At 48.8% G+C, this 12610-nt stretch carries 11 protein-coding genes; 5 read left to right on the top strand and 6 right to left on the bottom strand.

The window, feature by feature from the left end; all coding sequences use genetic code 11:
• Positions 1-4: 4 nt before the first annotated feature.
• The gene (gene dcuC, locus EAO37_RS03485; RefSeq protein ID WP_120951562.1) at positions 5-1381 is read left to right on the top strand and encodes a C4-dicarboxylate transporter DcuC; all 1377 of its coding nucleotides are present in this window, start codon (positions 5-7) and stop codon (positions 1379-1381) included.
• On the opposite strand, the gene metK is transcribed toward dcuC, so the two are convergent.
• The 5 genes from metK to EAO37_RS03460 form a co-directional block, all read right to left on the bottom strand.
• Entirely contained in the window at positions 1378-2532 is a 1155-nt protein-coding gene (metK, locus tag EAO37_RS03480; protein WP_120951560.1) for a methionine adenosyltransferase, read from the bottom strand. The genes dcuC and metK overlap by 4 nt on opposite strands.
• Entirely contained in the window at positions 2532-3593 is a 1062-nt protein-coding gene (gene tsf / locus EAO37_RS03475; protein WP_120951558.1) for a translation elongation factor Ts, read from the bottom strand. The genes metK and tsf overlap by 1 nt, the downstream gene beginning before the upstream one ends.
• Positions 3580-4365, bottom strand: a complete 786-nt coding sequence (rpsB, locus tag EAO37_RS03470; protein WP_120951556.1) for a 30S ribosomal protein S2 — start codon at positions 4363-4365, stop codon at positions 3580-3582. Before rpsB ends, tsf begins: the two co-directional genes overlap by 14 nt.
• Positions 4366-4489: 124 nt before the next feature.
• Positions 4490-6067, bottom strand: a complete 1578-nt coding sequence (locus EAO37_RS03465) for an SLC13 family permease (RefSeq protein ID WP_240451712.1) — start codon at positions 6065-6067, stop codon at positions 4490-4492.
• Positions 6068-6119: 52 nt separating this feature from the next.
• Positions 6120-6962, bottom strand: coding sequence for a HugZ family heme oxygenase (locus EAO37_RS03460; RefSeq protein ID WP_120951554.1), 843 nt, complete (start codon positions 6960-6962; stop codon positions 6120-6122).
• 81 nt (positions 6963-7043) lie between these two features.
• On the opposite strand from EAO37_RS03460, the gene EAO37_RS03455 reads away from it, so the two are divergent.
• Positions 7044-8420, top strand: a complete 1377-nt coding sequence (locus EAO37_RS03455) for a sugar phosphate nucleotidyltransferase (RefSeq protein WP_120943875.1) — start codon at positions 7044-7046, stop codon at positions 8418-8420.
• 9 nt (positions 8421-8429) lie between these two features.
• The gene (gmd, locus tag EAO37_RS03450; protein WP_120951552.1) at positions 8430-9524 is read left to right on the top strand and encodes a GDP-mannose 4,6-dehydratase; all 1095 of its coding nucleotides are present in this window, start codon (positions 8430-8432) and stop codon (positions 9522-9524) included.
• Here the strand turns inward: gmd and EAO37_RS03445 are convergent.
• Positions 9521-10840 carry an MATE family efflux transporter gene (locus EAO37_RS03445; protein WP_120943859.1) on the bottom strand — a complete coding sequence of 440 codons (1320 nt, stop codon included), beginning with the start codon at positions 10838-10840 and terminating at the stop codon, positions 9521-9523. The two genes, gmd and EAO37_RS03445, sit on opposite strands and share 4 nt — an antisense overlap.
• Before the next feature lie 109 nt (positions 10841-10949).
• Here EAO37_RS03445 and EAO37_RS03440 point away from each other — a divergent pair, with 109 nt between their 5' ends.
• Positions 10950-11975 (top strand): ribonucleotide-diphosphate reductase subunit beta, encoded by a 1026-nt coding sequence (locus tag EAO37_RS03440; protein WP_162982155.1) that lies wholly within the window; start codon positions 10950-10952, stop codon positions 11973-11975.
• The gene (locus tag EAO37_RS03435) at positions 11975-12607 is read left to right on the top strand and encodes a protein-L-isoaspartate(D-aspartate) O-methyltransferase (RefSeq protein WP_120943854.1); all 633 of its coding nucleotides are present in this window, start codon (positions 11975-11977) and stop codon (positions 12605-12607) included. Before EAO37_RS03440 ends, EAO37_RS03435 begins: the two co-directional genes overlap by 1 nt.
• Positions 12608-12610: the final 3 nt, after the last annotated feature.

Raw genomic sequence — 12610 nt, 5'->3', positions numbered from 1 at the left:
GGGTATGCTCATTTTAAGTGTGCTAGCCGTAGGGATCACCTTTTATTATATTCTCAAGGGCTACCATCCCATTTTTGTATTCTTGTGCGCGGGGTTGATCTTGGTGATTATGGGTTTTTATCTTACGGGTGCTCCTATCCCCAAAAGCCCGCCTGCGCACAATTTCGCCCAAGTGCTTTTAAACGCCTTTGCCTTCATCGCCACCACTTTTAAAACCCAATTAAGCGGGGTGGGGCTCATTATTATGAGTGTTGCCGGTTTTGCTGCCTACATGAAACACATCCACGCCTCGGCTAAACTCGCCTACCTAAGTAACAAACCCCTAAGCAAAATTTCTAATAAATATTTGGTCTTGAGCGGAACTTTTGTCGTGGGGATGGGTTTAAAAATTGTGATCTCAAGTTATACCGGGCTTTTGCTCTTGCTACTTGCCTGCATTTATCCGGTGTTGCTCGCGCTTAAAATCCGCCCCATTAGCGCGGTGTGTGTGCTCTCTTTGATCGCCCTAGATTATGGTCCTAAAGATGGCAACACCATCAACATGGCAGACATGGTGGGGCAGAAAGAAAATATTGTCGGGTTGTTTTTACATTACCAGCTTTGGGTGGTGTTGGCTTACACCCTTGTGATGGCTATCTTGATCCCCTTTTACTTCGTGTGGGTAGATAGGCGCGATCTAGCACGCAACCAGCTTTGTGAGCAAGCCCAAATCCTAGAGATTTCTAACCCTCCCTGCCCTAATTTCTATGTCTTATTCCCGTGGTTGCCCGTGGTTTTGCTCTTTGGGGCGTATTTTGCGGGGGTAAAATTAGATGTGGTGAGCGCGAATTTTATGAGCATCGCCTTTGTCTTTGGGGTGGAGTTTGTGCGCCACAAGGATGCTAGAAAACTAGGAGAGGGCATGGGGGCGATTTTGCGCGCGATGGGGGATATTTTTGTGAGTGTAGTGAGCATCATCATTGCAGCTAGCATCTTTGCTACCGGGCTAAAGAGTTTAGGAGGGATTGGAATTTTAGCCCAAAGTTTAGGGGCATTGCAAGGCTTGGGGGGTTTAATACTCCTTATGGCGCTTTTGGGTTTTATCGTCTATGGTTTTGCTGTGATTATGGGGAGTGGGATTGCTGCATTTAATGCCTTTGGACGGCTTGGTTCTGATATTGCCACTAAAATGGGCATAGAACCCATCCATTTGGTCTTACCCCTAGAGATCGCCTCTTGTTTGGGGCGGGCTAGCTCGCCTATTGCTGGAGGGATTTTAGCCCTAGCTGGTTTTGCTAAAGTTGCGCCCCTAGAGATTATCAAGCGCACCTACCCTTTATTGCTGGTGGGTATGGGGGTTAATATTGGGGTGGGAGTGGGGTTAGCCCACTGGGCGATTTAAGACTTGGCTTTAAAATACTCCACAATCGCTTCTACTTTGTCTGTGTTTTCCCAGCTAAAGCCCTCGCGCCCAAAATGCCCATAAGTGGCAGTTTGGCGATAAATGGGGCGCAATAAGTCTAGACTTTGCATGATCCCCTTGGGTGTGAGCTTGAAAAGAGCGCGCACGCAAGATTCTAGAGCTTCTGGGCTGTGCTTGCTGGTGTTGTGGGTGTTGATATACACCGATACAGGATCGATAATCCCAATGGCATAAGCTAGTTGCACTGTGGCTCTATGGCATACTTTGCTTGCCACCAAGTTTTTAGCGATGTAGCGCGCCATGTAGGCTGCGCTGCGATCCACCTTTGAGGGGTCCTTGCCACTAAATGCCCCGCCCCCATGCGGACAACTCCCCCCATAAGTATCCACGATAATTTTGCGCCCCGTCAAGCCTGCATCGCCCTGCGGACCGCCGATCACAAATTTGCCGGTGGGGTTGATGTGGTAGGTGATATTGTCATTGAGAAACTCTTTAGGCAACACCTTATAGATAATCTCCTCAATCACGGCTTCACGCAGGCGTTTTTGATCGATCTCAGGGGAGTGCTGGGTAGAAACCACAATGGTGTTGATCCCTACAGGCTTATGCCCCTCATATTGGATAGTAACTTGTGCCTTGCCATCAGGGCGCAAAAAAGGCAAAATCGCGCTCTTTCTAGCTTGGGCTAGCGCGCGCGTGATCGCATGGGCTAAATAAATCGCTAAGGGCATGTAAGAGGGGGTTTCATCGCAGGCATAACCAAACATCAAGCCTTGATCGCCTGCCCCCACCTCCCCATCAGCGCGATCCACGCCTTGATTAATGTCTGGGCTTTGCTCGCCAATGCCATTAAGCACAGCCGCACTGCGGTAATCAAAGCCATAGAGCGCATCCGTGTAACCAATGTCGCGCACCACCCCGCGCGCGATCTCTTGCATGGGGGCATAGACGCGGGTTTTAAGCTCGCCAGTGATCACGCAAAACCCATTAGCCAGCAGAGTTTCACACGCCACGCGCGCGTGCGGGTCGCGCTCGATAATGTAATCTAAAATGGCATCACTGATCTGATCTGCCATTTTATCCGGGTGCCCCTCTGTAACCGACTCAGAGGTGAAAAGATAGCGATCCATTAGCTAATTTGTGCTGCCACTTCTGCAGCAAAATCCTCTTGTTTTTTCTCAATGCCCTCACCCACTTCAAAGCGCACAAATGCGCTAATGCTCAAAGTGTCTTGTAGCTCTGCTCCCTTTTCTTGCAACACTTGGGCGATGGTCTTTTTATCATCCATCACAAAAAACTGCCCTAGTAAAGTCAAGCGTTGATCTAAAAGGGTGTTATCCGCAATAAAGCGCTCCATCTTGCCCGGAATGATCTTATCAAAGATTTTTTCGGGTTTGCCTTGATCTCTTAACTCTTGCTTATAGGCTTCCTCTTGCTTGGCTAGAATGTCAGCACTCAGTTCAGCACGGCTTACAAAAGTGGGGATATGTTTAAGAGGCTTGCCCAAGCGTTTAGCCTCCTCATTTTCCTTTTCCAATTCAGCCACTAGGGCTAATTTTTCTTGGGCGATAAACTCGGGGCTAAAGGCGTGGTGATCGAGCACAACCGGTTTCATAGCCGCGGCATGCATAGCAATTTGGCGGGCTAATTCTTTAAGTTTATCTGCATGGGCGGGATTTGTGTGGGCGATTTTAACGATCGCGCCCACGCGGTGGTTGGCGTGCAAATAGCCATTTAGCACTTCATTTTCCTTTGCACTTTCGTGGGCTAAACGCCTCACGACAATATTTTCCCCAATTTTAGCGATCGCGCCGTGTAGGTAACTCTCATAGCTTTGCCCCTCTATCTTGGCTTGATAAAGTGCCTCTACACTCTCTACATGATGATTTTTAGCCACCTCCAAACTCTTAGCCACCAATGCTTTAAAGTGGTCGTTTTTAGCCACAAAGTCCGTTTCGCTATTGATCTCTAGCATAATAGCCTGCGTATTATCCACGCTCAAGGCGATCACGCCCTCACCAGCTATGCGATCGGCTTTTTTCACCGCTTTGCTCAAGCCCTTTTGGCGCAGATGTTCGATGGCTTTTTCTAAATCCCCCGCGCATTCTACCAACGCCTTTTTGCAATCCATCATGGGCGCGTCTGTGATCTCGCGTAATTGCTTGACCTGCGTGGCACTAATTTGACTCATTTTGTTCTCCTTCTTGATACACTTCTTCTAACACCTCTTGGTGCTCCTGCGCGCTCACATGCTCCACTTCTTCAAGGTTTTCTTGAGGTCTGCCCACCAATTCGCGCCCCTCCGTGATCGCCTCTGCCATTTCTTTACAAAAGAGGCGAATCGAGCGAATCGCATCGTCATTGCCCGGGATAGGGTAATCCACCAAATCCGGATCGCAATTAGTATCAAGGGGGGCGACAATGGGGATACCCAAACGGCGCGCCTCCGCCACCGCGATTTTTTCTTTCACCACATCCACGACAAACATCATGTCTGGCATTTGTTTCATGTGGCGCACCCCGCCTAGATACTTTTCAAGTTTCTCTTTCTTGCGCAAGATCATTAATTTCTCTTTTTTAGTGAGCAAATCAATCTGCCCGCTGGTCTCCATGTCTTCCATGATTTCTAGCTTGCGCACAGATTTTCTGATAGTGCTAAAATTGGTGAGCATGCCCCCTAACCAGCGGTAATTCACATAGGGCACATTGACCTGAGTGGCGTATTCTTTGAGCGCATCGCTTGCCTGCTTTTTAGTGCCCACAAACATGATTGTTTTGCCCTCTGCGCTGGCATCGCGCACCACATTATAGGTGTAGCGGAAGTAACGCAGGGTTTTTTGCAGGTCTATAATATGGATGTTCTTGCGCACCCCAAAGATAAAGCGCGCGGTTTTGGGATTCCAACGCCTTGTTTGGTGCCCAAAATGCACCCCACATTCTAATAAATCTTTCATGGTGATCATTCTTTACTCCTTAAAGTTTGCCTCCACGCCCCCTATGCGATCACTTTAAGGCGGGGCGTGTGTGGATTGATGAAAGGCAGGGAGATATTCTAACGCGCTTCAGATAAAGCCAAGTTTAAGAGAGTTAAAAGAGTCCTAGTAATTTAGCCACCCCCAGCAGGAGCAAGGATAGTCCCCAAAGCCAAAGGAAGCTATAGACGATGTGTTTGCCCATAGAGAGTTTGGCAAGCCCTAGACCTAGCCAAAGTGCGGGAGAAAAGGGAGAGATAAAAGTGCCCAAAGTCGCGCCCACAAGCATGGCATACCCCACGCTTTGGGCTTGTGCACCATGCAAAGCCGCTAGGTGCGCTACAATGGGGTAAAGGGTAAAATAATAACTATTGGTGTCTAGTATTAACTTAAAAGGCACGCCCAAGGCGGCAATAATCCAATACAAATGGGGTAAGATAGACGCGGGCAAATAGTCGGTTAAGTGTTTAGCAATGGCTTGCAACATGCCCGACCCGCTCAAAATCCCAATATACATCCCCGCACTCAGCAAGATCAAGACCATAGAAATCGCCTCCGGAGCGCACTGCTTGATTTTCTCCATGCGCGCTTTGGGGTTGGGGTAATTGACGAGCAAGACCACGCAAAGCGCGATCAAAAAGCAGAGTTCGGGGGGTAAAATTTTACACACAACGGCTAACAACGCCAACAACGCCACGCCTAAATTAGCTAAAAAGTGCCTTGTTGCGCCTAAGTCTACACTGGGGGTGTCTTCTGGGTTTTGGGGAGGCGTGTTTCTCAAACGCCTCTGTTCTCTCCAGCCCAAGATCACCGCCAAAAGCAGCGCGCAAACTAGCCCGATGGCTTGCAAGGGCACTAAAGAGGAATACAGCGCGCTCGTTTCTACCCCTAAGACACTTGCTACACGCCCCAAAGGTCCTCCCCAAGGCAAGAGATTAGCCAAACCCGCGCTCATCGCCACCAACAACATCAAAAGATAGGGGTTGAGATTGAGGCGTTTGTAAATGGGCAAGAGAGGGGGGATCACCACTAAAAAAGTGCTCGCTCCCGAGCCATCCAAGTGCGCGAGTGTGGCGATCACACAAGTGCCTACACAAATGGCGATGCTATTCCCTTTAGAGAGCGCGATGATGCCCTTGATCAAGGGGTTAAATAGCCCGACATCATTGAGAATCCCAAAAAAGAGAATAGCAAAGAGGAACATGAGCGCGATATTAAAGACCTTGCCCACCCCCTGTCTAAAATACGCAACCAAAACTTGGGCGTGATCTTGCAAACTATGGACAATGGAATGGGTTTGCAACATCGCTTGTAAGGCGGGTTCAAAGGGGGCTTGGATTTGCAGGGTTTTTAGACCAGCTTGGTAAGCTTGGGTAATTTGTGTGGCGTTGAGTTGCGGGTTTTTCGTCTTGAGTTTGAGGGCTTGGGTGGCTGCGCGCTTAAAGTGCCCAAGCGCATCGCTGGGCAGGGGTGCGGGGGTAACTTGGTTTAAAAAGCGTTGGATATAAGAGTCCTGCAAGAGATAGGCGTAATTACTAGGGACAACTTTAGCCCCAACAAGCCCACTCACTCCCCAAAAACCAAGCAAGCCCACTAAGGGCACAAGAGTCAAAGCGACCATGGGGGATAGGCGTTCGCGCAAGAGCGTGTAGATCAATGTAGCGATGATCACACACGCAAAAAACACCAACATTACAAGGACCTCTAGCGCGCCCCCTTAAGCGGGAGGCACGCGCCATGAAGAATTAAGAGTGGGCGTGGGCGTGGGGATGGCTTGCGTGGGGGTGAGCAGAGTGGGCATGGGGAGCCTTATCCATCGTGTGGGGATTGCCTTGCGCGCCCACATAGGTGATCCTACCATGCGCATCGATGTCATAGGCTTGACCAAAACCTTTCACAAAGCGCCCGCGCACAAACTCAAGCTTGATGAGGTGGAAATCTTGCATGTGGCGGATGGTGTCCAAACCTCTCCCTTTGCCATGCCTAGCTAGAAAATTGTCATACACTCTGTCAAACTCCGCACCCCTTTCTACGAAGTGCACACGGGTTTTATAGCGTAGGCGTTTGCGCAAAATGGGGGACTTCGCGCTGGCTTCATCTTCTAAGAACATGATTTCTACATTCTCAGGATGGGCTTTAAGACTGCTGAAATGCTCAGCCACTTCGCTCACATAAATGTAAAACTGGGTGTGATCGCCTTCTTGGCAAGAGAGCAGGGCACTATAAGAACACACCACTTCATTGTGGGGGTTGAGGCTAGCCACACACACGCTACTAACGCTCTCTCTAAACGCCTCTAAATCCGCGCGCACTTTCTCTAAGTCTGTAGTCTGGGGGACAGATTTACACAGCTCAATAATGGCGTTTTTAATGTCCTCAATCTTAGCCACCTTAGCGGGGTAGTCAATTTTTTGCACTTGCTCCTCTGCTTTGTCTTTGAGTCTGTAGGCGATCTCAATGCATTCGGTGGTGGCGTTTTTCAAGCGCACATCGATCGCGTCCTTGATTTGACCAAATTTGGCAAGCAAACCTTTCATATCCTGCACATGGTTAGCGTTCATGTGATCCAAGATAAACTTTAAATCCATTGGAAAACTCCTATGTCAAATTTTTAAGGCGGTGTATTGTAGCATAATAATCTTAAAATTGCGATCGCTTAGGAGAATATTATGGTGCATGTGATCTTGAGTGGGGGAAGTGGGAAACGCTTATGGCCTTTGAGCCGTAGCGCGTTCCCCAAACAATTCCTTAAGCTTTACCACAACCAGAGTCTATTTGGGCTGGCTTTGCAACGCCTAGCTAGCCCCCAATCGCGCTTTTTAATCGTGTGTAACCAAGCGCATTACTTCCATGCCCTAGAAGAGGTCAGCCAAGCGCATTTGGAATCGCATGCCCGCTTTTTGCTAGAAAGCGCGCCTAAGAACACTATGAACGCGCTCATTTTAGCCAGCCTAGCATGCGCTCCTGAGGAGATCCTCTGCATTAGCCCCACGGATCACCTCATGGATCACAGTGCTTTGCAAAACGCGCTTGCGCAAGCCTTACCCCTAGCCAAACAGGGCAAAATGGTGCTATTTGGGATTGCTAGCGCGCCCAGCAGTGAATACGGTCTCATTGAGTGCGCGCGCTCTGGAGAGATTGTAGGCTTTGTGGAAAAGCCCAGCGGGGCGCAAATTGCCCAATTGCAAGCCCAAGTAGATAGAGAGTTTTTCATCAATAGTGGCATGTTTGTGTTCAAGGCGGGGGCGTTTCTACAAGAGTGCGCCCTGCACGCCCCTGCCATGTTGCAAGCCTGCCAAGAAGTCTATAAACAAGCCAAACGCCTGCCTAATCTGCTCAAGTGTGATGGCATGGAGGCATTGCTAGAAGGGAGTGTGGACATATGCCTGTGGCAAAAATCCCAAAATCTAGCCCTTGTGCCCTTTGAGGGCGCGTGGCGCGATGTGGGGCATTTTTTGAGCTTGAAGCAGAGTTTAAGTGCAGATGAAGAGGGCAATGTCTGCCACCAAGGCGCGCTAGAGAGTCTTGAATCCACGCAAAACTATGTCTTTAGCGCGCCACACAAATTAGTGGGCTTGCTAGGCGTTCAAGAGTGCGTGGTGGTGGACACTAAAGACGCGCTCCTCATCGCCAAAAACAACCATTTAGATCAACTCAAGGATTTTCTCCAGCAAATCCAACAGCGCAACCCAGAGTTGTTGCAAATTTATCCGGTAGAATACCGCCCTTGGGGGAGTTTTGAAGTGCTCTTAGAGCACCCTAGCTTTAAGGTCAAACTCTTAGAGATCACCCCGCACAAACGCTTGAGTTTGCAACGCCACCAACACCGCAGTGAGCATTGGGTCGTGGTGGAGGGGGTGGCTAGCGTGGTGTTAGAACAAGAGAATTTGAGCGTGCGAGCCAATGAGAGTATTTTTATCAAACAGGGGCAATTGCATAGATTGGGTAACGCCACTGATCACCCTTTAAAGATTCTAGAAGTGCAATGCGGGCTGTGCGATGAAAATGACATCGAACGCTTAGAAGATGATTACCAACGCCCCTAAAGGAAGAGAATGAAAAAAGTTGCCTTAATCACTGGGATCACCGGTCAAGATGGGAGTTATTTAGCGCGCTATTTGTTGGATTTGGGCTATGAAGTGCATGGGATCAAAAGGCGTAGCTCCTCCTTTAATACAAGCCGTATCGATGGGATTTACCAAGATGTGCATAGCCAGCATGCGCGCTTTTTTTTACACTATGGCGATCTCACCGACTCGAGCAACATGATCAGCTTGATCGCCAAAATCCGCCCCACAGAGATTTACAACCTAGCCGCCCAAAGCCATGTGCAGGTTTCTTTTGAGATGCCTGAATACACGGCTAATGTGGATGCGCTGGGGACTTTGCGTATATTAGAAGCGATGCGCTTGCTAGGTCTTAAAGACACGCGTTTTTATCAGGCTAGCACTTCTGAACTTTATGGAGAGGTGTTGCAAACCCCCCAAAATGAAAACACCCCCTTTAACCCGCGAAGCCCTTATGGCGTGGCTAAACTCTATGCCTACTACATCACCAAAAATTACCGCGAGGCTTATGGGTTTTTTGCGCTCAATGGGATTTTATTTAACCATGAAAGCCCCGTGCGTGGAGAAACCTTTGTAACCCGTAAGATCACTATGGCGGTTGCGCGCATGCTCTATGGTTTGCAAGATTGCTTGTATTTGGGGAATTTGGACGCTAAGCGCGACTATGGGCATGCCAAAGATTATGTCGTGGCGATGCATTTGATGTTACAGCACAGCATGCCAGTTGATTATGTCGTTGCCAGTGGCAAGACTTTAAGTATCCGCGAATTTGCACGGGCTTGCTTTGAAAAAGTGGGCGTGATTGTGGCATTTCAAGGTCAGGGCTTAGATGAGGTGGGCGTGGTGGTGGATCTCAAGCCCAGCCCTCTTGTGGATTTTACCCACCCTTTAAGCCCTAATCAAATTGTGTTGCGTGTGGATGCGCGCTATTTTAGACCTACAGAGGTGGATTTATTGCTAGGCGATTCTAGCAAGATTGAGCGCGAATTAGGTTGGAAACGCCAATTTGGGGTTGATGATCTCATTTTTGACATGCTAACTAGCGATTTGCTATTGGCTAAAAAAGAAGCTCTATTGGTCTAGGGCACAAAACGCCCGGGTTTTTTCCACCAGCCTTGTTTATAAGCCCAAAAGAACACCCCCGCGCGCACATAGGTTTCTACGCAGATGATGGCAAAGAGCCACCTGACATCCAAGCCCGCCTTGAGTGAGAGATACATAGGGATAATGCGCAAACTCCACAAACTCCCGGTGTTGATGTAGAGCGAAACTTTAGCCATCCCAGCACCCCGAAACGCCCCATCTAGCACGAACAAGAAGATCAAGGGCACTTGGGAGATTCCCACAGCACCTAAATACCACGAAGCCACACGCACCACATCGGCATTGTGGGTGAAAATGGAAGCAAAGGGTTTAGCAAAGATCACCATCAACACCCCCAAAAGTCCCAGCAAAGAGCCGGCGACTTTAAGGGTGGTGCGGATATACTCTTGTGCCATTTGGACTTGGTTAGCCCCTAGATTCTGTCCCACTAACACCATGCACGCGATGGTAAAGCCTAGCCCGGGCATGAAGCTAAAGGTTTCTACGCGCAAACCCACCTGCATGCCTGCCAAGATCGCATCCCCGTAGCTAGCGACAAATTTGGACACTAATGCCATAGAAAATAAACTCAGTAGCCTTTCAAAGCCAGAGGGCCAACCCACATGCCAAGTGCGCTTGAAAAATTTCCAATCGAATTTCCAGCGGAATTTCAAGGGGGTGTTTTTACACGCGATCACCCCAAATAAAATCCCCAATTCCAAAAACGCCACGATCACATTAGCCCATGCCGCCCCTGCGATGTCTAAGCGCACAAACCCCCAATCTCCAAAAATCAATGCTTGGTTGAGTAGCAAACACACCCCACTCATCAGGGTTTTAATAAACAGGGGGGTGAGAGTATCAGAGAGACTAGCCAAAGCGGCTACCATCACATTTTTAAGAAAAATGGCCGGCATCGCAAAAATGAAAACTTCTAGGTACTGCCTAGCTAGCGCGCTGGCTTGGGCACTCAAACCCATCCAGCCCACAAAGAGACCAATCCCTCCAAAACCTAGCGCGCACGCTAACACGCAGAGCACACTTGCCCCTAACAAGATGCTAGAATAACCCAACGCCACGCTTTCTAAATCCTGCGCGCCTACTAGGCGGCTTAACACCGCGTTCGTGCCAATGAAAAAGATCGAATTGAGCGCGTAGAACAAGAGGATGTATTGCAAACCCACCCCCATCGCTACAATGTGGCTATCTGAGAGTTTTCCCATAAAAACAATGGAGATCGCCATCACAAAGATTTCTAAAAAATTATTGCTTGCAGAGGGCAGGGCTAATCCGAGAATTTTTTTGAGTTTTTCCATGTGTGTATGCTAGCACATCTTCACCCAATAACCCAATAATAAGTTTGCATGGGGTATAGTGGGAATCATCAACATCTCTTAAGGTGGATACATGCATAGAGGCACGCCTATTTCTCTTGGACGCAAGAAAATTTACAACCCCCAATCTGTAGAGCTAGCCCAAGATCGTAGCATTTTTGGGGGCAACCCTACGGGCATGTTCGATCTCAACCAGATCAAATACCAATGGGCGCACAAGGTGTGGAAGACCATGTTACACAACACTTGGTTTCCCGAAGAAGTGAGCATGCACGGGGACAAAACCCACTACCTCAAACTCAGCACGCAAGAAAAAATCGGTTATGACCGCGCCTTAGCCCAGCTCATTTTCATGGATAGTTTGCAGACTAATAACTTGATTGACAATATTAACCCCTTTATCACCAGCCCTGAAATCAACCTCTGCTTGGTGCGCCAAGCCTATGAAGAAGCCTTGCACAGCCATAGCTATGCGGTGATGGTGGAGAGTATTAGCGCTAATAGCGATGAGATTTATGAGATGTGGCGCACCGATGAGGTCTTGAAAAACAAAAACGATTGTGTGGCGCAAGTGTATATGGATTTGTCCTGTGAACAAACAGAGCGCAATTTGCTCAAGGCGTTGTTTGCTAACCAGATCTTAGAGGGCATTTACTTTTACAGCGGGTTTAGTTTTTTCTACGCGCTGGCTAGAAGCGGGAAGATGCTTGGATCCGCCCAGATGATTCGCTTTATCCAACGCGATGAGGTAACCCATCTTGCCCTTTTTCAAAATATGATCAACACCCTAAAAAAAGAGAGAAAAGACCTCTTCACTCCCGATCTCATTGAGGAAGTGCGCGCCATGTTCGCGCAAGCCGTGGAATTAGAAAGTGCATGGGGGCGCATCATCACCCAAGATGAGATTTTAGACTTAAACCCCACCAATTTGCGCGCCTATATAGAGTATTTGGCGGACACGCGTTTGCACGCCGTGGGTTTACCCAAACTTTACCATACCAAACACCCCATTAGATGGGTGGATCAGTTTGCCAGCTTCAACGATCAGAGATCGAACTTCTTTGAGGGGCGGGTGAGTAATTACGCTAAAGGCGCGTTGAATTTTGAAGGGTTTTGATGCACCGCATCCAAAACGCCCACATGTGTGCGGCCATTGCCAAACACTTCCCCCTAGAGGAGAGGATCAAGCAGGCTATTTGTGCGATCCCGCGCGAGGAGTTCGTGCCCTCTAAACAACTTGCCTATAGCCTAGATGCCTTGCCCATGGGCGCAGATCAGTTCATCAGCTCTCCTTTAACCGTGGCTAAGATGACGCAATTTTTACAGCCCTACCAAGTGGATAGCGTGCTAGAGATTGGCTGTGGGAGTGGGTATCAGGCTATGGTGCTCTCCAAACTGTTTAGGCGGGTATTTACCATTGAGCGCATTGAAAAACTCTTGCTTGAGGCAAAAGAGCGTTTTAGAAAACTCAAGGTAACCAATATCCACACCAAATTAGGAGACGGGCAGGCAGGTTGGCAGGATTATGCCCCCTATGATCGCATTCTCCTTTCAGCGTGCGCGTCTAGTATCCCTAGCGCGTTGGTGGATCAACTAGAGGAGGGTGGGATTTTGATCGCGCCCATAGGGGAGGAGCAAAGCCAAAGAATCACGCGTTTTGTCAAACAAAAGGGGCGTTTGGAAGTGCAAAGTGTGTTAGATAGCTGTCTGTTTGTCCCTATTGTCAATGGGGTTAAGCGAGGGGTGTGAGCG

The organism is Helicobacter sp. L8 (assembly GCF_003660355.1).
Classification (GTDB): domain Bacteria; phylum Campylobacterota; class Campylobacteria; order Campylobacterales; family Helicobacteraceae; genus Helicobacter; species Helicobacter labacensis.
The sequence above is the reverse complement of the archived record's forward strand: the minus strand, read 5'-3'. Positions and strand labels throughout refer to the sequence as shown.

Excerpts from the sequence above, each read along its gene's own strand:
- dcuC (WP_120951562.1), top strand. The coding sequence starts at position 5 with ATGCTCATTTTAAGTGTGCTAGCCGTAGGGATCACCTTTTATTATATT.
- metK (WP_120951560.1), bottom strand. The coding sequence starts at position 2,532 with ATGGATCGCTATCTTTTCACCTCTGAGTCGGTTACAGAGGGGCACCCG.
- tsf (WP_120951558.1), bottom strand. The coding sequence starts at position 3,593 with ATGAGTCAAATTAGTGCCACGCAGGTCAAGCAATTACGCGAGATCACA.
- rpsB (WP_120951556.1), bottom strand. The coding sequence starts at position 4,365 with ATGATCACCATGAAAGATTTATTAGAATGTGGGGTGCATTTTGGGCAC.
- EAO37_RS03465 (WP_240451712.1), bottom strand. The coding sequence starts at position 6,067 with ATGTTGGTGTTTTTTGCGTGTGTGATCATCGCTACATTGATCTACACG.
- EAO37_RS03460 (WP_120951554.1), bottom strand. The coding sequence starts at position 6,962 with ATGGATTTAAAGTTTATCTTGGATCACATGAACGCTAACCATGTGCAG.
- EAO37_RS03455 (WP_120943875.1), top strand. The coding sequence starts at position 7,044 with ATGGTGCATGTGATCTTGAGTGGGGGAAGTGGGAAACGCTTATGGCCT.
- gmd (WP_120951552.1), top strand. The coding sequence starts at position 8,430 with ATGAAAAAAGTTGCCTTAATCACTGGGATCACCGGTCAAGATGGGAGT.
- EAO37_RS03445 (WP_120943859.1), bottom strand. The coding sequence starts at position 10,840 with ATGGAAAAACTCAAAAAAATTCTCGGATTAGCCCTGCCCTCTGCAAGC.
- EAO37_RS03435 (WP_120943854.1), top strand. The coding sequence starts at position 11,975 with ATGCACCGCATCCAAAACGCCCACATGTGTGCGGCCATTGCCAAACAC.